We start from the raw sequence: 18,700 nt of genomic DNA on the forward strand, positions 1-18,700 counted from the left end.
GAAGCAAAAAGAGTCACTTAAGCGTATTATTGGTATCGCCTAAGAGGAGTGTGAGATAATATAGACGCTTACATTTCAGTGAAAGGGTGGATGTTCAAGTGCCAACAAGTTTAAAAGATACTGTAACACTACATAACGGAGTTGAAATGCCTTGGTTCGGTCTTGGTGTTTTTAAAGTAGAAAACGGAAGTGAAGCGACTGAATCTGTGAAAGCTGCCATTAAAAACGGCTATCGCAGCATTGATACAGCGGCTGTCTACAAAAATGAAGAAGGCGTTGGCATCGGGATTAAAGAATCCGGTGTGGCAAGAGAAGAGCTCTTCATTACCTCCAAAGTATGGAATGAAGATCAAGGCTACGAAACAACCCTTGCTGCCTTTGAAAAAAGCTTGGAAAGACTTCAGCTTGATTACTTAGATTTATATTTGATCCACTGGCCTGGCAAGGATAAATATAAAGATACATGGCGCGCGCTTGAAAAGCTGTACAAAGACGGCAAAATCCGCGCAATCGGTGTCAGCAACTTCCAAGTTCATCATTTAGAAGAGCTGTTGAAAGATGCTGAAATCAAACCGATGATCAACCAAGTGGAATTTCACCCTCGTTTGACGCAAAAAGAATTAAGAGACTATTGTAAAAAACAAGGCATCCAGCTGGAAGCATGGTCTCCCCTCATGCAGGGACAGCTGCTGGATAACGAAGTGCTCGCACAGATTGCTGAAAGACACAATAAATCTGTGGCTCAAGTGATTTTGCGCTGGGATCTGCAGAATGAGGTTGTCACGATACCAAAATCCATTAAAGAACACCGTATCATCGAAAACGCTGATATTTTTGATTTCGAATTGTCTCAAGAAGACATGGACAAAATTGACGCGTTAAACAAAGATGAGCGTGTCGGTCCAAATCCTGATGAGCTTCTGTTTTAATAAAAAACTCCCCGTGACGGGGAGTTTTTTAGTGTGGTTTTTTCTGTTGAATGAAAAACAGCATCAAAAAGGAAATAATAACAATACAGACGACCCAGGCCCAGGCAAGGGCGTTGTTCCCGGAATCCAATGCGACATAAATAGCCGTCGGCAGTGTTTGCGTAACACTGGGAATGTTTCCTGCAAACATGAGTGTTGCGCCGAATTCTCCGAGCGCCCGTGCAAGGCTGAGGATGCTTCCGGTCAGCAATGAAGGATAGGCGAGCGGGACGGAAATATGGATAAACACCTTCCATCTGCTGGCGCCGTCTACCATTGCAGCGCCCTGTATATCGGGATCAATGTCAGCAAATCCAGTTTTGGCGGATTGATACATAAGCGGAAAGGCCACGACAGCCGAGGCGATCACAGCGGCCCACCAGGTGAAAATGACAGGCTGATGAAAGACCCACTCGATGGTTTGTCCGATGAAACTATGCTTTCCGAAAATGACGATCAAGATAAAACCGACAACAGTGGGCGGAAGAACGAGCGGAAGCATAAAACATGTTTCGAGCGCCGTTTTTCCGAAAAATGATGCCCGCGACATCCGTGCTCCAGCCAGTGTTCCGAGAATAATGACAACAATTCCGGCAACTGCCGCCACCTGAAAGGAAAGCACAACAGGTGTAAAAAACGCTGAAACGCTTATGCTACTCGGCAGTAAAACCATATTTTTTAAATACTTTCATTGCTTCATCAGATTGCAGGTAATCGTAAAATTCCTTCGCTTCCTTACGGTGTTTTGTATCGTTTACAATTCCTAATGGATAGACAATCGGGCTGTGTGTATTTGCTTTTGCTTCGTCAATGATTTTGACCTTTTTCGAGATCAGAGCATCAGTTTTATAAACAACGCCTGCGTCCACATTGCCTGTTTCTACATAAGAAAGGACTTGGCGAACGTCTTTTCCGTAAACGATCTTATCCTTCACATTGTCCCATAGAGAAAGCTTTGTCAGTGATTCTTTCCCGTAAGCTCCCGCCGGCACGGATTCCGGCGTTCCGAGGGCGATTTTTTCTGAATCCGCCAGATTGCTGAAGCTTGTCACAGGTGAATCGCCGTTTTTCGGCACGGCCAGCACGATTTCATTGCCGACTAAATCAGTGCTGTCTTTTTTTGCGATATCCCCATCATCCACTAGCTTTTGAAATTTATCCTCAGCAGCTGAGAAGAACAGATCAGCCCCTGCTCCTTGAGAAATCTGTTTTTGCAATGCGCCGGATGAGCCATAGTTATCTTGGATTGTAATATTTTGATGTTCTTTTTCGTAATTATTTTGGATTTCCTCAAGCGCATCCTGTGCGCTGGCGGCAGCTGAGATGGTTAACGTTACATTTTTCTCGCTGTCCGATGAAGACTGGTTTGCGGAGCAGCCTGCTGTAAGCAGAATAGCGGTTAAGGCTGCTGTTAACATGGAATACTTTTTAAACATGATTGCACCCCTTATAATTAGTTATATCTAATTATAACTGATTATGTTTGGTTTATGTGGGTTTTTTTACATTCCATCAAAAGGTATAATGAAGTAGGAGAGTGATGATGATGAATGAAACCTCTTCCTATACGATAGAAGAAGTTGCAGGTCTGCTGAAGGTATCAAAGCTGACCGTTTATGATTTGATTAAAAAAGGCGTGCTGCCTGCTTACCGTGTCGGAAGGCAGATGCGTGTGGATGAAGAAGATTTAAAGCAATATAAGATGAATATGAGAATGTCGCAGCCCATTTCTGCTGCCGAAGAGCCGAATCAGATGCAGGAGGCTGAGCCGGGCTGCAGAAAGAATGTCATGATCAGCGGACAGGACATTTCGATGGATCTGCTCAGCAAGCATTTGGAGAATGTGATTCAGGAGACGCCGCTCCGTAAATACAAAGGAAGCTTAAACAGCCTGATTGATATGTATCAAGGCAAGTGTGACATTGTCAGCCTGCATTTGTATGATGCGGAAACCAGCCAGTATAATGCGCCTTATGTAAAACGGATTTTGTCAGGTGAACCGTTTTGTCTGATTAATGTCGTTCTCCGCAAAGCCGGACTGTATGTTCAAAAAGGGAATCCGAAAAACATTCAAGGCTGGGATGACTTAAGAAGGGCAGATATCCGGATCATCAACAGAGAAAAGGGTTCTGGCGCAAGAGTGCTGCTTGATGAACAGCTTGGCTTGCTCGGTGTGAAACCGGCTGATGTAAAAGGATACGGCGATATCGTGACCGATCATTACGCTGTCGCTTCACAAGTCTCAAGCGGACAGGCTGACGCTGGAATCGGGGCGCAGCACGCGGCACATATGGGCAGTGTTGATTTTATCCCGCTTATCGACGAACAATATGATATCGTCATTTTGAAAAAACATGAGCAGCTGCTGAAAGCCGTGAAGGACATCTTGAATGCTGAGGAATACAAGGCGAATCTGTCTCATTTGAACGGCTATCAAACAAAACTCACCGGCAAAGTGATGTTGGAAACGTAAAAAATCCCTCAAAGAGGGATTTTTTTATTGAGTAAACCTGAGCAGGTCTCCGTTTAAAATTTTATCAGAGAGAGACAGCTCTTCGGTTGCTTTTTCTTTATATGGGAGGCACGCATCCTGATCTTCCAGCACTTCCCCTGTTTTTTGGCTGTAGCACGTGTTTTTCGTGTATACATAGTCGTTCGTAATAAAACTGCCGTTTCGCAGCACGGTGAATGGTGTGCGGTCGTTTGACAGCAAATCATTGCCAAATTGGATATCGCCTTTTGTCTCAATGCCGAGCAGATGCATCAGTGTCGGCTTGACGTCGACCTGCCCTCCGGCATCAAAGATGGTTTCCGGCTTTTGATCTGTGATTCCCGGAATATGTATGATAAACGGCACTCGCTGGAGCTGAACGTTGTCATACGGCGTGATTTCATCTTTTCCTAAAAACTTGGCCATCGCCTCGTTATGGGCTTCAGAAATGCCATAATGATCTCCCATGAATACAATCATCGAATTTTCGTATAAGCCTTCGTCCTTCAGCTTTTTGATAAAACGCTTCAATGCCTCATCTTCATAGCGCACCGTAGTCACATAGCGGTTTAACAGGTCGCTGCTTGAATCGTATTCATCAATCAGCTGATCCTTTTCATCAATTTCAAACGGAAAATGATTCGTTAACGTGATGAAACTGCTGTAAAACGGCTGCGGCAGGCTATTGAGCTTGCCGGCGGACTGCTCTAAAAATTCCTTATCCTTTAGGCCCCAGCTTGTCGATGTCCCGGGAGTGACGTGGAAATCATCAACATCAAAAAAGCGGTCAATCCCAAATGTATCGTACATCACATCTCGGTTCCAAAATGTTTTATGGTTGGCGTGAAAGACGGCTGAATAATAATCATGTTGTTTCAGCGATTTGTACATCGTATGAAATTGATGATCGCTTTTCGTAAAAAAGACGGCCCCGCTAAGAGAAGGATACAGTGAGTTGGCGACAATAAATTCTGAGTCAGATGTTTTGCCTTGTTCTGTTTGCTGATAGAAATGATCGAAAGAATAGCTTTTTTTGATGAAATCATTCATAAACGGGGTGATTTCTTTTCCATTTACCTTTTCATTCAGAACAAAGCTTTGGGTCGATTCAAGCGTTACAAAGATGACGTTGCGCCCCTTTGCCAGCCCGAACTTGCTTTGATCAGGCTTGCTGTAATCAGCCTCTGTATAGTTTTTAATCGCAGTCATGCTGTCTTCATCGGCAAATGCCTTCGCGCTTATATTCACAGTCTGAGAAATCGTATCGTATATATGAAACTGAAACAGACCGATGCTTTTGACGAGCATTTCCCGGTCAAAGGAATGTGCCAAAAGCTTCGGCTGCTGTACTTCTGCAAGTGCCAGAGTACATAAAATCATGCCGCAGGAAGCTGCATAGTACCGTTTAATCGTGCGGGGGACGGCTTTTGTCTGCGGGTTCTTCTCTTTACGGGCAATCAGCAGCAGACAAACCAAATCCGCAAACAGGGCGATAAACAGAGGGGTGAACAGTTCTTTTACACTGCTGCCCATATCGCTCATGTTACTGGCCTGAAACAAAACCGGGATGGTAATAAAATCGATATAAAAGCCGTAAAAAATCGTATTGGAGATCAAGATGACAGTTAGAACCAAATTGGCAATCAGCAAAAAGACCCGCTGCTTGTTATCTTTTAGAAACAAGCCAATCCCGAATAAAGGAAGGATAAAGCTGAGCGGATTGATGAGCAATATCAGCTCCTCCGACAGAGAATCAATCTGCAAATCAAACCCGAGTTTATAGATTACATACGTTTTGATCCACATGAATACGATCGAAATACATAAAAACCGCTGATTGTGAAAAAAGGTTCCTTTCATTAATATGACTCCTCACGTTTTCTTGATCATCTGCATGAAATGCTTCTTATGTAAAACCTACTAAAAACAGCCCGTTAAGACAAGTGTCAGCACTCACGTTTAAAACATGCGTCCATGAAACAGCATATAAAAGTAGTAACATGATGCAATTGTCAGGCCGGCTAACACAAGCTGCTCAGAAAAACTGCCTGTCTTCATATAAAATGGGAGTCTTACGCGAATCGTTGAAGGGAATAATAATTTAATTCCATTCACCGTCCAAGCGTCAAGAATCAAGTGACTCGCCATTCCGATCATCAGTCCGGTTGATATGTTTTTATCTGGAATATATGTGGCTGTGATAAAAAACATGATGAGCAGAAACAGCAGGCTGTGCGTAAACGTTCGATGGCCAAAAACGGAGCTGACCGCTTTCGATAGGATAGGAAATCTTCTCCCGATTTTGCTTTGCGTGTGGCAGATATCTGGAATCAATGCCCCAACCGCGCCGGACGCAGCCATAAGCACTGGATCAAATCCATAATAATAAGCCGCTGCCGTACAAGAAGCGATGCCTCCCATGATGTGTGTTTTTCCTGTCATTTCTCGCTTCTCCTTTTATCTTTTGCAAAAATGTCTGAATTACAAATATATCAAGAGAATGTATGTTTGATCAACAGGACTTTGGACGATAAAAAAATTTCCGCATAATTTTTCAAGGAAAAAGGCATCTTAATCGTGTACCTATTTTCTAAAAGAGGTGATACGAATGGATTTCTTTAATAAAGATAAAGGAAAACGTTCTGAAAAAGAAAAAAACGTAATCCAGGGAGCTCTTGAAGATGCCGGTTCAGCTCTAAAAGATGATCCGCTTCAAGAAGCTGTGCAAAAAAAGAAAAACAATCGATAACCCATGCGGATAGGGCTTGGCTCTATCCGTATTTCCATCTGTTCCCTTTGACAGATCATCCTTTCTTTGATAACCTTCTGGGAGTAACTGAATTATTAAATCCTCACTCTTTCTCAGTGAGGTAGAGGTTGCGCGGATGATGAGTAGCACATGCCAGGCTGACAGGGGCTGTTTAACATGTGTAAAAGGCATCAGCGCCGAAGTGTGGAGAAAGCCGATCCTTCTCTATGCTGGGACTGTATCTGAATAAGTGCAGGACTGCCGCGTGCTTTTTCGCGGAGGGCTATCCGGAGATCAAGGGTGTGTGTTTCTTTAAGCATGGACTTTTGTTCAGGCTTTTTTTGCGTTTACATGATCTCGGGGTCTGGTCCGTACAAAGAATCATGGAGGTACTGGAATGGAACAGACGAAAAAATGGGGTTTTTGGTTATTAACGGCGTTTGTCGTTGGAAATATGGTAGGATCGGGAATTTTCTCCTTGCCAAGCTCGCTTGCTTCAATCGCGAGTCCGCTTGGCGCCACGTCCGCTTGGCTTTTGACAGGTGCCGGCGTGCTGATGATTGCACTTGTCTTCGGGCATTTGTCCATCCGCAAGCCTGAACTGAAGGCGGGACCGCAAAGTTATGCAAGGGCGCTGTTCTCTGATCCGAAGAAAGGGAACGCTGCCGGTTTCACAATGGTGTGGGGCTACTGGGTGGCGAGCTGGATCAGTAACGTGGCGATTATCACAAGCCTCGCCGGTTACTTGACTTCGTTTTTCCCGATCTTGGTTGATAAACGTGAAATGTTTTCGATCGGCGGGCAAGAGGTGACACTCGGCCAATTGCTGACGTTTGCAGTATGTACGATCTTGTTATGGGGCACGCACACGATTCTCGTTACTAGCATTAACGGTGCAAGTAAATTGAACTTTGTCACGACGCTTTCTAAAGTACTAGGTTTTGTCTTCTTTATCGTTGCCGGATTGTTTGTGTTTCAAACGGCATTATTCGATCATTTTTATTTTCCGGTTCAAGGAGAAAACGGCACAAGCATTGGAATAGGCGGCCAGGTGCATAACGCGGCGATTTCTACACTGTGGGCGTTTGTCGGAATTGAATCAGCAGTTATCCTATCCGGCCGTGCGCGCTCTCAGCGTGATGTGAAACGCGCGACAATTACGGGATTGCTGATTGCTTTGAGCATTTATATTATTGTTACTTTAATTACGATGGGTGTTCTGCCGCATGATAAGCTTGTCGGCTCTGAAAAGCCGTTCGTTGATGTGCTGTATGCGATTGTCGGAAACGCGGGAAGCGTGATTATGGCGCTATTGGCTATCCTTTGTTTATTCGGAACGATGCTCGGCTGGATTTTGCTTGGCTCTGAGGTTCCATATCAAGCCGCTAAAGCGGGAGATTTTCCGGCATTCTTTGCAAAAACGAATAAAAAGGGAAGTCCGATTATCGCGTTAATGATTACAAACGTCATGTCACAGGTCTTCATCTTCTCGGTAATTTCCCGGACAATAAGTGACGCATTTACGTTTTTGACGACAGCGGCAACACTTGCTTATTTAATTCCGTATTTGGTATCTGCGATTTACAGCTTGAAGCTTGTCATCAAAGGTGAAACGTATGACCAGATGAGAGGTTCCCGTATAAAAGACGGATTAATCGCGATATTAGCGTGCGCATACTCATTGTTTGTGATCATAACAGGCACAGCGGATTTAACGACATTTACTCTCGGCATCGGTTTATTCTTTGTCGGCTTGATCGTTTATCCATTCGTTGTTAAAAAGTTCCGGAAAGCATAAAAAAAAGACACCTGATTAGTTTTATCAGGTGTCTTTTTTTATAAAATCACAATTTGCCGTGTTAGCAATCCGATCGTTAAAACAGCTGAAAGGAAAGCAGAAATAGAAAGAAAAACCTTCACGGATAATTGAATATGCAAAAAGCGTTTTTTCAGCCTTTCCAGCAAACCAAACAGAACGAGCACTAAGATAAATACAAGAAGTACACTAGAAAAAGGTTTTCCGATATAGAGCCCGTTAAAAAAACTGATCGCGATGATGATGCAGCTAAATATGAATTGCGTAAGAAAATATCCGATGTGGTTCAAAATGAGCCGCTCCTTATAGATGTGCAAAAGAGCCGCGGGCAGGCGGCTCTTTTGTTTATTTTGTTAAGCTTTCCGTAATAAACTTCAGCTGGCCTTCTAATGAAATCGGATCAGAGAAATAGAAGCCAATCGGGTCAATCTTGTAGACACGGTCGTGTTTAACGGCGTCAAGGTTCTTCCAAATGGAGCTGTCAAATACGCCGCCATCGTCGCCGCCTGCTTGCCATGGACCCGCGAAAATATAATCTCCCGCGAAGTCAGGGAGCTTCTCTAATGAAATACTTGTATATCCGGGACCCTGATCAATGGCTTTTTCCTTTGTCAGCTTTGTAGCCTGCAAGCCGAGATCTTTGTAAATGATGCTTCCGCCTCTTCCGAAATCTTTACCGAATACGTAGATGTCTTTTCCGTTCGTTTGCATAATGGAGACTGTTTTGTCACCGACAGCTTTTTTGATTTTTGTTTTAGCAGCCGCAACTTTTTTATCCCACTCAGTCAGCCATTTTTCTGCTTTATCTTCAGTTCCTGTCATTTTTGCGAATTCTTTCAGCTGCTCGATATTGTCAAGCTTATCGTATGTTACGGTGACAGTCGGCGCGATTTTTTGAAGCTTTTTAATATCAGCGTCTTGCGTTGTCCAGACGATAATCAAGTCAGGATTCAAATCAATGACTTTTTCAACGGAAGTACCGTCTCCGATGCTTGTAACGCCGTCGGTTTTTCCTTTGTAATAAGGGTTTTTAAATACATTCTCAGGCGCACCGACGACGTTGATGCCGAGTGTTTTGAAGTAGCCGTAGTAGCCGTCAGCCATGACAACCACCCGTTTAGGATGCTTAGGAATTTTCACATTTCCGTTTTCAGCCTTGTATGTAACGGTTTCTTCGTCTTTGGAATCAGAGGAAGAGCCTTTGCTTTCTGTGTTATTCCCGCAGGCTGCCAGTGCTGCAATCAATAACACGGCAAAAAATGCGGCTCCGAGTTTCTTATATATATGGGTCATATCTCATACCTTCTTTCCGAAAAATGGGTGATAAAGAGAATCATTATCAATGTGATTATACCATCGCAAGAGCCAGTTGACACGGTAATTTTGCAATTATATGCTCATTTTTGTTCAAAACGCTCTATTACAACAGCGGAAAAAAATGATATACTTGATCAGTAATTGATAATCATTATCATTATCGGAAAGGAAGTACGGCTGTTGAGTCAAAGTAAAAATATACAGACGATATCAGAAGAAAACCAATGGACGTCAAGGTCATTTGGCGCGGTCATTGTCCTTATTGCAGGGATGTGTTTACTATGCCTTGGCGCGCTTTTATCTATATCTCTTGGTGCTGCGGATATTCATTTGCGCACGGTGTGGGACGCCATCTTTCATTTTCAGCCGACAGAGACGTCCCACCAAATCATACACGATCTTCGACTGCCGAGAACGGCTGCCGCCGCGCTTGTCGGCGCTTTGTTAGCAGTGTCGGGAGCGATCATGCAGGGGATGACGAGAAACCCTTTGGCAGAGCCTTCGATTATGGGAGTTACATCAGGCTCTGCGTTTGCCATTTCAATTGCATTTGCCTTTTTTCCCGGGCTTTCGACGATGGGGCTTGTGCTATGGTCCTTTGCAGGAGCGGGGCTGGGGGCATCAACAGTAATGGGGATTGGCATGTTTTCAAGGGGCGGACTTACGCCAGTAAAGTTTGCTCTGGCGGGATCGGCAGTTTCTTATTTCTTTACAGGCATTTCAACCGCCGTTGCAATCCGCTTTGATGTCGCTCAGGATATCAGTTTTTGGTATGCAGGCGGGGTAGCGGGTGTGAAATGGTCAGGTGTCCATCTCTTGCTTCTCGCAGGGGCGGTCGGTTTAACGCTTGCGTTTATCATCGCTCGGTCTGTGACAGTGTTAAGTCTCGGAGACGAGCTGGCGAAAGGGCTTGGACAATATACATCAGCGGTGAAACTGGTTGGCATGCTTGTCGTTGTGATTTTGACGGGAGCTGCGGTTTCCATTGCCGGCACCATCGCATTTATCGGGCTGATCATTCCGCATATTACCCGGTTTTTGGTTGGTGTGGATTATCGGTGGATCATTCCTTGCTCGGCGGTGCTTGGCGCCGTTTTGCTAGTTTTTGCTGACATTGCGGCAAGACTCGTCAACGCGCCCTTTGAAACGCCTGTCAGCGCGCTGACCTCTCTTATCGGTGTTCCCTTTTTCTTTTATTTGGCACGTCGGGAAAGGAGAGGGCTGTAATGAAAACAAAAACGAAAAAACCGCTCGCTGTGATGGCTGTGACCTTTCTGCTCATCGTGCTGGTCTTTTTTATCAGTTTGAATTTGGGCGTCATCAAAATTGCACCGCTTAAAACGCTTCAAGTCTTTTTCGGCCAAGGAACGGCGCGTGATGAACTTGTCTTATTTGAGTTCAGGCTGCCCCGGATCATCCTTTCTTTGCTCGTTGGGGCAGGAATCGCTGTTGCCGGCGCCATTTTGCAAAGCGTTTCTCAAAATGATCTGGCTGAGCCCGGCATTCTCGGAATTAACGCCGGCGGCTCGCTTGCTGTTGTGCTTTTTATATACTTTTTTCAAGGGTCAGCTTCAGATCTCAGCTTTTTCGGAACATTTATGCTGCCGTTCAGTGCTTTGGCTGGCGCATTTCTCGCCGCGCTTCTCATTTATCTTCTGGCTTGGAAAAAAGGGGTGACACCGATTCGGCTGATTTTAGTAGGTATTGGCGTGAATGCTGGTTTTAACGCTCTGTTGCTGATTTTTCAGCTCAAGATGGACCCTCATGATTTTATGCAGGCCGCGGTTTGGATATCCGGCTCGATATGGGGGGCGAACTGGAATATGATTTGGGCGATCCTTCCTTGGATTGTGATCTTGCTTCCGTTTACTTTATATAAGGCACGCTACTTGAACATTTTGCAGCTCGGAGATCAGTTAGCGACCGGGCTGGGCACTGCTGTTGAAAGGGAAAGACGAATTCTCCTTCTGGCAGCGGTCACTCTTGCCGCTTCATGCGTGGCAGCTGCAGGGGGCATCGCGTTTCTCGGATTGATCGCGCCCCACGTGGCAAGAAGGCTTACCGGTCCGCGTCACCAGACGCTGATACCGGTCTCCGCCTTCATCGGCGCATTTCTGTTTTTGCTCGCTGATACGCTGGCGAGAAATGTATTGGCACCTTCGGAAATTCCGGTCGGACTTGTCATTTCCGTGCTAGGCGCGCCTTACTTTATTTATTTATTGATGAAAGCGAATTAGAGGAGGGGGCCGAATATGAATTCATTATCAACGGAACAGCTTGGAATCGGTTATGGTGACAGGGTGATTGTAGAAGATTTAAATATCTCGATTCCTAAAGGGAAAATCACTACCTTAATCGGCCCGAACGGCTGCGGGAAATCAACGATATTAAAAACAATGTCCAGAATTATGCGTTCACATACAGGTGCCGTCTATTTGAACGGCAAAGCGATTCATAAAATGTCTACAAAGGACATTGCGAAAGATATGGCGATTCTGCCACAGACACCTGAAGCGCCAAGCGGTTTAACGGTGTATGAATTGGTGTCGTACGGAAGGTTTCCGCATCAATCAGGATTCGGCAGGTTACATGATGAAGACCGCCGGATTATCAAATGGGCGCTTGAAGAAACAGGCATGGCTGAATACGCTGAACGGCCGATTGAGGCACTGTCAGGCGGACAGCGTCAGCGCGTGTGGATAGCCATGGCGCTTGCGCAAGGGACGGAACTGCTGCTGCTGGATGAACCTACAACGTACCTTGATCTCGCACACCAGCTTGAAATTCTGCAGCTGCTTGACAGGCTCAACAAAGAACAGGGGCGGACGATTTTAATGGTCATTCATGATCTGAATCACGCGGCCCGTTTTTCTCATTATATGATCGCGCTCAAAAACGGCACGGTCATCAAGGAGGGCGGCGCACTGGAGGTCATGACACCGGACATTTTGAAGCAGGTATTTCAGATTGATGCCGAAATCGTGACCGATCCCCGTACCAATAAACCTGTATGCTTGACCTATGACCTGATTAAAAATGAAAAAGCGCTTATTTCTGTGTAAGAAAAATCCCGGTTCAGAGCCGGGATTTTTTATTTTCGCCGTGAAAATACAATTTTTCTATTTGATTCCTTCATTTCAATAAAAAGATTGCAAGTCTTTTTGAATTAATAGATAATATTGGTTATAATGTTTCGAAAATATTACATAGTTTACAGAAAGAGGAGATCGTTGTGTCCAAGAAGAAAAAATGGCTTATTGGCGGTGCGATATGTGCCGGTGTGCTTGTATTAGCTGGGATCGGCGCCGGCGGTGTTTACTTTTTTACCCACATCAACCAAGTTGCCGTATCGTCGGAGCCCTATGCAGAATCGGTAGCGGTATACATGGGAGGAGAATCAGAATCAGGCCAAACGTTTTCTGGAAAGGTTGAACCTGAGAAGCAGCAGAAAGTATATATCGATTCTGAAAAAGGCAGCATTAAAAAAACATACGTCAAAGAAGGCGATCAGGTCAAAAAGGGCGATAAGCTTTTTGAGTATGAGGGTGAGGATCATTCTGACGAAGTTGAACAAGCCAATCTGCAAATCGAAATGACAAACCTGCAAATCAACCGCTTGCAAAAATCAATAACGGAAACGGAAAAACAGCTGAAAACGGCTGGAAAAGAAGAGAAATCACAGCTTCAAGATGAGCTTGATCAGGCCAATTTCGATTTGAAAACAAGCCAGCTTGAGCTGAAGCAGCATCAAAAAGAGCTGGCTGCCCTGACGAAAAACAAAGGTTCCAATGTCATAACAAGCAAGCATGACGGGATCGTTCAAAGCGTCAATCAGGATATCGCCGCCGGAGCAACGGGCGATCAGGCAGCAGGACCGTATATCCAGATTGTTTCGACGGGCAAATACCTAGTCAAAAGCCAAATCAACGAGCTGTTAATGGACACAATCAAAAAAGGCAGCAAAGTCAGAGTCACGCTGAAAACAGGCGGTGAAGGCGAGTGGAAAGGAAAGGTCACTTCGATCGGCAAGCTTCCAGCGGGAACAGGCGAGGGTGAGGAATCAGAAAGTTTTGCTGAAGAAGAAATGAACCCTCAATCCTCTAACTATCCTTTCACCATTTTATTAGACAGCCATAAAGGTCTCGAAGTCGGCTATCATGTCAACATCGAAGTGATGAGTGATGAGGCTGATGCGGACACGATTAAGCTGCCTTCCGACATGGTCATACAGGATGACGGAGAACCGTACGTGTGGAAAGCGGATGAGAAGCAGAAAGCGGTCAAGCAGCCTGTTGAAATCGGAGAGACTGATGAAAATGACATGGTGGAAATTAAGAGCGGCTTGACGCTGGAAGATTATGTGATCTATCCTGATCCCGCGGTCAAGGAAGGAAAGCAGGTTACAGTCAATGCTGACATTGAATAATATTTCGAAATCGTACAAGCTGGGAAAAGAAGAAGTTCCGATCTTAAAACATATTAATCTGACGGTCCAAGCTGGTGAGTTTCTGGCTATTATGGGGCCTTCCGGTTCTGGTAAGTCAACGCTAATGAATATCATCGGCTGTTTGGACAGGCCAACCTCCGGAACCTATACGCTTGATCAGATAGATATATTGAAAGGGAAAGACGGTGCCTTAGCCGAAATCCGCAACGAGTCAATCGGGTTTGTGTTTCAAACCTTTCATCTGTTGCCGCGTCTCACCGCGCTGCAAAATGTCGAGCTGCCGATGATCTACAATAAAGTGAAGAAAAAAGAGAGAAGGCAGAGAGCCTATGAAGCGCTGGAAAAGGTCGGGCTGAAAAACAGGGTCTCCTACAAGCCTCCGAAGCTGTCCGGCGGGCAAAAGCAGCGGGTGGCGATAGCGAGAGCCCTTGTCAATCAGCCGAGGTTTATTTTAGCTGATGAACCGACCGGGGCGCTTGATACCAAATCAAGCGAACAAATTTTGTCGCTGTTTTCTGAATTGCATCAGGAAGGCAAGACCATTATTATGATTACCCATGACCCGGACGTTGCCAAAAAAGCTGACAGAACCGTTTTTATCAGAGATGGAGAATTGGTATTAGATGAGAGAGGGGATATCAGCCATGCTTGAACATATTCGAATCTCCTTTCAATCGATTTTCTCTCATAAACTAAGATCCATTCTGACAATGCTCGGTGTCATTATCGGCATAGCGGCAATCATCGCGATTGTATCGATGCTGAAGGGTCAAAGCGAACAATTAAAGCAGAGCATGATCGGTATGGGAAATAACGGGATCAATGTTGTCTACCAGCCGTCAGGAGGAGAAGAGGAGGGCGGCGGCTACCAGGTTTCGTATACGACTGCACCGCCTGTAGCTGACGAAACAGTAAAGGCGATTAAATCTGATCCTATGGTCAAAGGATTATCGTTATATTACTTGTCTGAAGGCACGAGCGTCTTCCATTTGACAAACGTTTCGTACCCTCAGGTATACGGAGTTGACGGTGATTACTTTGATATGTTCCCAATCCGTATAACCGAAGGGAGAAAGCTGGCGGAAAACGAATTGAACAGCACACACCAAGTGGCGATGATCAATGAAGCTGCCAGAGATGAACTGTTTCCAGACGGAGACGCTCTGCATAAAAACATTGAGATGAATGGTGTGCCGTTTAAGGTCGCCGGTGTTTTCACAGAAAAAAAACAGCAGGAAAGCATGTTTGAAGGCGACTATGCGAACCCGGTTTTGTACATTCCGAAAAAAGTGTGGCCGCTCATTGAAGGATTTGACGCGCCGACACAGATTGCTGTGCAGGCTGATTCTTCTGAGCATATCCAAGAAGCCGGCGTAATGGCTGCTGATCTTTTAAACCAAGGACTGTCAGATGCTGAGTTGGAAAAAGCAGAGTATAGTGTGATGGACCTTCAGGAGATCGCGCAGGAAGTGGAGTCCTTTAATCAGTCATTTGCATTGCTGCTTGGCGGGATCGCCAGTATTTCACTTTTGGTCGGCGGTATCGGCGTCATGAACATCATGCTCGTTTCCGTCACGGAGCGCACGAGGGAAATCGGGATTAAGAAAGCGCTCGGTGCTAAGCGGCGTGTGATTTTATTTCAATTTTTAACTGAGGCGGTGGTGCTGACAAGCATTGGCGGAATACTTGGTGTGCTGGCGGGCTTCGGCATCGCTAAGCTACTGACGGTCGTTTTTCCAATGCCTTTTATCGTCTCCGTTCCGGCTGTTGTCGGGGCACTCATCTTTTCAATGGCAGTCGGCATTATCTTCGGCTTGCTTCCTTCCATCAAGGCATCTAAGCTTCAGCCTGTAGACGCGCTGCGCTATGAATAAAAAGAACGCATCCATTTGGAATGCGTTCTTTTTTTAGGTGGGAAGGGCCGAATTGCATTTGTCTAAAATCAGAAAAACGGCTGCGACAATCATTTCTTCTGTGGTGGACAGCCAGATGTCGCTGATCATTTCGTCTGTCGTATGAGCAGTCATCCACAAAAACAGCAGCTGTACGATGCCGGCTAGAAGAATGAATAAGCGTTTGTCTGTCTTGAAAAATGTAAAGCTATGTATCATCAGGCGTTCAAATGGTTCTAAGAATAGGCCGAGGACAAGAAATAAAAGGGCAAAAAGCAGGACGTGAGCCGCTGAGCGGTAGCTCGTTCCTGCGATGGAAAACAATATATAGATGACGGCAAAATAGGTCAACACCACTGCCGCCGCGGCCAAAAAGTATTTTATAGAGAGCCGCAATAATCGATTTGAAGACATTTGATGTTTCACTGGTTCATCTCCTTATAAAGGCCTGCAGAGAACGAGCGCTCTCTGCAGGCCGGCAGTTTTTTATTTACTGCATTTTTTTTTCACAACCGGATGTTTTTCTTTTGAAAGGATATCGGTAAAGTCTTTGCCTAATTCAAGATGCTGTTGAACAAGTGTCTCAGGAAGCATGGCAAGCCATTGGTTTAAAGATATATCGGCATAATGGTCGTCTTTGAAGATCTCTAAAAAGACTAGCGGTTCATCTCCAGTGTTTTCAACGTAATGCCCCATTGCAAACGGAACATATCCAACATCACCGGCTTGGTAGTCGAACGTTCTCGCATGGCCGTCAGATGCAAAAACGGTCATTCTTGCTTGGCCGGAGATGTAGTATTGCCACTCGTGCGTATTCGGATGCCAGTGCAGCTCTCTCATGGCGCCGGGTTCCACTGTTACGAGAGCGGATGCGATCGTTTTAGACACTTTGAAGTTTGTTGAATCTGCAATGTATACTTTTCCTCCCTCTGATTCAATTGGCTCTTGTTCAAGAAGACGATGGGTAAACGGATAAGGCGCTTCACCGTTCGGCCCTTCTACAATGTCATCTTTCAAATTTCCTGGGACAGGCTCTTCAAATATATATTTCTCTTCGCCTGGCAAATTGGCAATATCTTCTTGTGTTACGCCAAAGTTCGCAGCAATGACTTCCTTAGGTGTATGGGCAAGCCAGTCTGTCAGCTGGAACGTGCTGTTTTCAGAGAAAGATCCATCGTCAAACACGAGCAGGAACTCAGCTCCTTCATCCAGCGCTTGAATAGAGTGCGGCAGGCCTGACGGGAAGTACCAAAGATCTCCTTCGCCTACATCATCAATAAAGCTGCGCCCTTGTTCATCCACAATCGTGACTCTTGCACGTCCGTAAATCATATAAGCCCATTCTGCTTCCTTATGCCAATGCAGCTCGCGAATGGCGCCAGGTTTCAGCCGCATATTTACAGATGCGAGGTTTTCTGAAATCGGCAGCTCACGTACGGTGACTTCACGTGCATATCCGCCTTTTTCTAATCGGTTGTGAGTATCAGAGAACGAAAACTTCATATTGCTTACGGTACCATGATCAGTCTCCGGCGGAATGAGCATATCAGGATTTTGGCGGTCTCTTTCAATATTGCGCGGGATTTTTACTGTTGCTCCTTTGTCTCCTCTGATTGGCTGCGGAATGTCGTTTTGTTTTTTCATGAAATGTTTCCTCCTTTAATTTAAACGCGATAGCAGAAAGAGAAGGTGAAAGGCCTTTCGTTTTCCCTCCTGTCTTGTTAAGTGAAAAAAACCAGTGAAAAGTCAACTTCGATTGAAAATTAATTTTTTGCTTTCTGATCTTTTAGTTCTGTCATCAGTTCGATAAGCTGATCAAACTTTTTCTCAAATCGGGTCAGCAGGTACATTGCAATCAGCGCAGGGAATCCCAGATTGCCGATCTGTTTTACGACTTCCTCTATAAAAACCTGATCCATGGAAAATACCTCCCTTCTTTTTTTGAAGTCATGTATGTAAGTGAAGGAAATTCAAGAAAACGTAAACTCGCGGCTGGCGTATTTAAAACAAGCGCTAGTCAGAAAGTAGTAGTTTACTTTTTTTTGCTTTCCTTCATTTAATTTAGTAGGGAGGCGGTTTGATGGACTATCAAGGTCTTTTGCGATCAAAATGTAAGGAGATAATGAAGCATCCCATCGTGAAGCATTTTTTGAGCAATCCTCAGCATTACCGTTTGTTCAAAAACGTAATGGAAAGCCCGAACGAAAAAGATGCAAAATCATTGGACGAGCAATTTAAACAATTTTATAAGGAAATCCGCATCGTCAAGTATATGAATTCAATGATTCGCATCTTTTCTATTGATTTTGATAAGCGGGTTCGCAAAAACCAAAAACGGTATCCGCTGACGGTCGATCATCCGGAAACGGGAGATCGACTTCCTTCCGAAACAGGAAGCGATGCGTTTGAAGCATTTTTAGATATGCAGGATGACTTGAGCCAGCATGTTCATGATTATCAGCTCTACCAAGCGATCCAGAAGCTGACTGACAAACAAAAAAGCGTGCTGACGAAAGTCTATCTTCACGGTGCCACGATGCAAGAGATTGCCGATTCATTAGGGGAGTCACGGCAAAACATCTCCAACATTCATAAAAAAGGGCTTGAGAATATCAGGAAACAGCTAGCGGCTCAAAAAAAGGGGGAAAGTAAGCTGTGAACGGCGAGTTTGAACAAAAGAACCAAAAAGACGATAAATTTGACATTGAACATCTGATTGAATGCTTTTCACCGATGATCAGAAAAAAACTCAGCAATACGTCCTATCAAGAAAGAGAAGATTTAGAGCAAGAGCTGAAGATCAAAATGTTTGAAAAGGCTGATATGCTTTTGTGCCAGGACGTTCCGGGGTTTTGGGAGTTTATTTTGTATATGGTAGACGAGAACTCATAACCATTTATCATCTGAAAATACGAGAAACGGGAACTGCCACGTTCCCGTTTTCTCCTTCTCCTGCCCCGGCAAGACGCCTTCTATTCAAAAATGCACCAAAAATAAACGATATAATGATAAGATGAAAA

21 protein-coding genes and 1 riboswitch are annotated in these 18,700 nt (G+C 44.9%); of the genes, 12 read left to right on the forward strand and 9 right to left on the reverse strand.

The features are described from left to right. Window positions 1–98: 98 nt before the first annotated feature. On the forward strand, window positions 99–929 hold the full coding sequence (pgoN, locus tag V6D41_RS12555) for a glyoxal/methylglyoxal reductase (protein WP_333518412.1): 831 nt from the start codon (window positions 99–101) through the stop codon (window positions 927–929). A gap of 28 nt (window positions 930–957) precedes the next feature. On the opposite strand, the gene modB is transcribed toward pgoN, so the two are convergent. After that, window positions 958–1,641 carry a molybdate ABC transporter permease subunit gene (gene modB, locus V6D41_RS12560; RefSeq protein WP_333518413.1) on the reverse strand — a complete coding sequence of 228 codons (684 nt, stop codon included), beginning with the start codon at window positions 1,639–1,641 and terminating at the stop codon, window positions 958–960. Further along, the gene (gene modA, locus V6D41_RS12565; RefSeq protein WP_333518414.1) at window positions 1,622–2,404 is read right to left on the reverse strand and encodes a molybdate ABC transporter substrate-binding protein; all 783 of its coding nucleotides are present in this window, start codon (window positions 2,402–2,404) and stop codon (window positions 1,622–1,624) included. Before modA ends, modB begins: the two co-directional genes overlap by 20 nt. Window positions 2,405–2,514: 110 nt before the next feature. On the opposite strand from modA, the gene V6D41_RS12570 reads away from it, so the two are divergent. Then, window positions 2,515–3,441: a substrate-binding domain-containing protein gene (locus tag V6D41_RS12570; RefSeq protein ID WP_333518628.1), complete on the forward strand. Its 927-nt coding sequence runs from the start codon at window positions 2,515–2,517 to the stop codon at window positions 3,439–3,441. 24 nt (window positions 3,442–3,465) lie between these two features. On the opposite strand, the gene V6D41_RS12575 is transcribed toward V6D41_RS12570, so the two are convergent. Next, window positions 3,466–5,319: an LTA synthase family protein gene (locus tag V6D41_RS12575; protein WP_333518415.1), complete on the reverse strand. Its 1,854-nt coding sequence runs from the start codon at window positions 5,317–5,319 to the stop codon at window positions 3,466–3,468. 99 nt (window positions 5,320–5,418) lie between these two features. Continuing rightward, window positions 5,419–5,901, reverse strand: coding sequence for a metal-dependent hydrolase (locus tag V6D41_RS12580; protein ID WP_148964096.1), 483 nt, complete (start codon window positions 5,899–5,901; stop codon window positions 5,419–5,421). A gap of 166 nt (window positions 5,902–6,067) precedes the next feature. Between V6D41_RS12580 and sspJ the strand changes: the two genes are divergently transcribed. Then, a complete protein-coding gene (gene sspJ, locus V6D41_RS12585) occupies window positions 6,068–6,208 on the forward strand; it encodes a small acid-soluble spore protein SspJ (RefSeq protein WP_010330072.1) in 141 nt (46 codons plus the stop codon). Between the two features lie 114 nt (window positions 6,209–6,322). Then, a riboswitch (Lysine riboswitch) is annotated at window positions 6,323–6,502 on the forward strand. Between the two features lie 103 nt (window positions 6,503–6,605). Next, on the forward strand, window positions 6,606–8,006 hold the full coding sequence (locus V6D41_RS12590) for an amino acid permease (RefSeq protein ID WP_333518416.1): 1,401 nt from the start codon (window positions 6,606–6,608) through the stop codon (window positions 8,004–8,006). 38 nt (window positions 8,007–8,044) lie between these two features. Here the strand turns inward: V6D41_RS12590 and V6D41_RS12595 are convergent, their stop codons facing one another. Both V6D41_RS12595 and V6D41_RS12600 read right to left on the reverse strand, forming a co-directional pair. Then, complete coding sequence (locus V6D41_RS12595; protein WP_333518417.1) at window positions 8,045–8,314, reverse strand: hypothetical protein; 270 nt, start codon at window positions 8,312–8,314, stop codon at window positions 8,045–8,047. Between the two features lie 55 nt (window positions 8,315–8,369). Next, on the reverse strand, window positions 8,370–9,317 hold the full coding sequence (locus tag V6D41_RS12600) for an iron-hydroxamate ABC transporter substrate-binding protein (RefSeq protein WP_333518418.1): 948 nt from the start codon (window positions 9,315–9,317) through the stop codon (window positions 8,370–8,372). Between the two features lie 204 nt (window positions 9,318–9,521). On the opposite strand from V6D41_RS12600, the gene V6D41_RS12605 reads away from it, so the two are divergent. The 6 genes from V6D41_RS12605 to V6D41_RS12630 all read left to right on the forward strand — a co-directional run bounded on the left by V6D41_RS12605 (window position 9,522) and on the right by V6D41_RS12630 (window position 15,662). Further along, window positions 9,522–10,568 carry a FecCD family ABC transporter permease gene (locus V6D41_RS12605; protein WP_333518419.1) on the forward strand — a complete coding sequence of 349 codons (1,047 nt, stop codon included), beginning with the start codon at window positions 9,522–9,524 and terminating at the stop codon, window positions 10,566–10,568. After that, the gene (locus tag V6D41_RS12610; RefSeq protein ID WP_148964092.1) at window positions 10,568–11,578 is read left to right on the forward strand and encodes a FecCD family ABC transporter permease; all 1,011 of its coding nucleotides are present in this window, start codon (window positions 10,568–10,570) and stop codon (window positions 11,576–11,578) included. The genes V6D41_RS12605 and V6D41_RS12610 overlap by 1 nt, the downstream gene beginning before the upstream one ends. 15 nt (window positions 11,579–11,593) lie before the next feature. Continuing rightward, window positions 11,594–12,403 (forward strand): ABC transporter ATP-binding protein, encoded by an 810-nt coding sequence (locus tag V6D41_RS12615; protein WP_333518420.1) that lies wholly within the window; start codon window positions 11,594–11,596, stop codon window positions 12,401–12,403. Window positions 12,404–12,573: 170 nt separating this feature from the next. Beyond that, the gene (locus V6D41_RS12620; RefSeq protein ID WP_333518421.1) at window positions 12,574–13,767 is read left to right on the forward strand and encodes an efflux RND transporter periplasmic adaptor subunit; all 1,194 of its coding nucleotides are present in this window, start codon (window positions 12,574–12,576) and stop codon (window positions 13,765–13,767) included. Next, window positions 13,751–14,440 (forward strand): ABC transporter ATP-binding protein, encoded by a 690-nt coding sequence (locus V6D41_RS12625; protein WP_087991119.1) that lies wholly within the window; start codon window positions 13,751–13,753, stop codon window positions 14,438–14,440. Before V6D41_RS12620 ends, V6D41_RS12625 begins: the two co-directional genes overlap by 17 nt. Then, the gene (locus V6D41_RS12630) at window positions 14,433–15,662 is read left to right on the forward strand and encodes an ABC transporter permease (RefSeq protein WP_333518422.1); all 1,230 of its coding nucleotides are present in this window, start codon (window positions 14,433–14,435) and stop codon (window positions 15,660–15,662) included. Before V6D41_RS12625 ends, V6D41_RS12630 begins: the two co-directional genes overlap by 8 nt. Window positions 15,663–15,695: 33 nt before the next feature. On the opposite strand, the gene V6D41_RS12635 is transcribed toward V6D41_RS12630, so the two are convergent. From V6D41_RS12635 to V6D41_RS12645, 3 genes are all read right to left on the reverse strand, one after another. Then, the gene (locus V6D41_RS12635) at window positions 15,696–16,106 is read right to left on the reverse strand and encodes a regulatory YrvL family protein (protein ID WP_333518423.1); all 411 of its coding nucleotides are present in this window, start codon (window positions 16,104–16,106) and stop codon (window positions 15,696–15,698) included. Between the two features lie 60 nt (window positions 16,107–16,166). Next, the gene (oxdC, locus tag V6D41_RS12640; RefSeq protein WP_333518424.1) at window positions 16,167–17,324 is read right to left on the reverse strand and encodes an oxalate decarboxylase; all 1,158 of its coding nucleotides are present in this window, start codon (window positions 17,322–17,324) and stop codon (window positions 16,167–16,169) included. Between the two features lie 119 nt (window positions 17,325–17,443). Next, window positions 17,444–17,599 carry a YvrJ family protein gene (locus V6D41_RS12645; RefSeq protein ID WP_003221632.1) on the reverse strand — a complete coding sequence of 52 codons (156 nt, stop codon included), beginning with the start codon at window positions 17,597–17,599 and terminating at the stop codon, window positions 17,444–17,446. Between the two features lie 203 nt (window positions 17,600–17,802). Here V6D41_RS12645 and sigO point away from each other — a divergent pair, with 203 nt between their 5' ends. Next, window positions 17,803–18,339 carry an RNA polymerase sigma factor SigO gene (sigO, locus tag V6D41_RS12650; protein ID WP_202328044.1) on the forward strand — a complete coding sequence of 179 codons (537 nt, stop codon included), beginning with the start codon at window positions 17,803–17,805 and terminating at the stop codon, window positions 18,337–18,339. Beyond that, window positions 18,336–18,572 (forward strand): sigma-O factor regulator RsoA, encoded by a 237-nt coding sequence (gene rsoA, locus V6D41_RS12655; protein WP_148964084.1) that lies wholly within the window; start codon window positions 18,336–18,338, stop codon window positions 18,570–18,572. Before sigO ends, rsoA begins: the two co-directional genes overlap by 4 nt. The last annotated feature ends 128 nt before the right edge of the window (window positions 18,573–18,700 follow it).

The sequence above is a fragment of the Bacillus sp. 0102A genome (assembly GCF_036765155.1).
Classification (GTDB): Bacteria; Bacillota; Bacilli; order Bacillales; family Bacillaceae; genus Bacillus; species Bacillus subtilis_G.

Coding starts and splice junctions, on each gene's coding strand:
- sspJ (WP_010330072.1), top strand. CDS start 6,068: ATGGATTTCTTTAATAAAGATAAAGGAAAACGTTCTGAAAAAGAAAAA.
- V6D41_RS12645 (WP_003221632.1), bottom strand. CDS start 17,599: ATGGATCAGGTTTTTATAGAGGAAGTCGTAAAACAGATCGGCAATCTG.
- V6D41_RS12570 (WP_333518628.1), top strand. CDS start 2,515: ATGAATGAAACCTCTTCCTATACGATAGAAGAAGTTGCAGGTCTGCTG.
- V6D41_RS12615 (WP_333518420.1), top strand. CDS start 11,594: ATGAATTCATTATCAACGGAACAGCTTGGAATCGGTTATGGTGACAGG.
- V6D41_RS12610 (WP_148964092.1), top strand. CDS start 10,568: ATGAAAACAAAAACGAAAAAACCGCTCGCTGTGATGGCTGTGACCTTT.
- V6D41_RS12590 (WP_333518416.1), top strand. CDS start 6,606: ATGGAACAGACGAAAAAATGGGGTTTTTGGTTATTAACGGCGTTTGTC.
- oxdC (WP_333518424.1), bottom strand. CDS start 17,324: ATGAAAAAACAAAACGACATTCCGCAGCCAATCAGAGGAGACAAAGGA.
- V6D41_RS12630 (WP_333518422.1), top strand. CDS start 14,433: ATGCTTGAACATATTCGAATCTCCTTTCAATCGATTTTCTCTCATAAA.
- V6D41_RS12580 (WP_148964096.1), bottom strand. CDS start 5,901: ATGACAGGAAAAACACACATCATGGGAGGCATCGCTTCTTGTACGGCA.
- modB (WP_333518413.1), bottom strand. CDS start 1,641: ATGGTTTTACTGCCGAGTAGCATAAGCGTTTCAGCGTTTTTTACACCT.
- sigO (WP_202328044.1), top strand. CDS start 17,803: ATGAAGCATCCCATCGTGAAGCATTTTTTGAGCAATCCTCAGCATTAC.
- V6D41_RS12625 (WP_087991119.1), top strand. CDS start 13,751: ATGCTGACATTGAATAATATTTCGAAATCGTACAAGCTGGGAAAAGAA.
- modA (WP_333518414.1), bottom strand. CDS start 2,404: ATGTTTAAAAAGTATTCCATGTTAACAGCAGCCTTAACCGCTATTCTG.
- V6D41_RS12600 (WP_333518418.1), bottom strand. CDS start 9,317: ATGACCCATATATATAAGAAACTCGGAGCCGCATTTTTTGCCGTGTTA.
- V6D41_RS12575 (WP_333518415.1), bottom strand. CDS start 5,319: ATGAAAGGAACCTTTTTTCACAATCAGCGGTTTTTATGTATTTCGATC.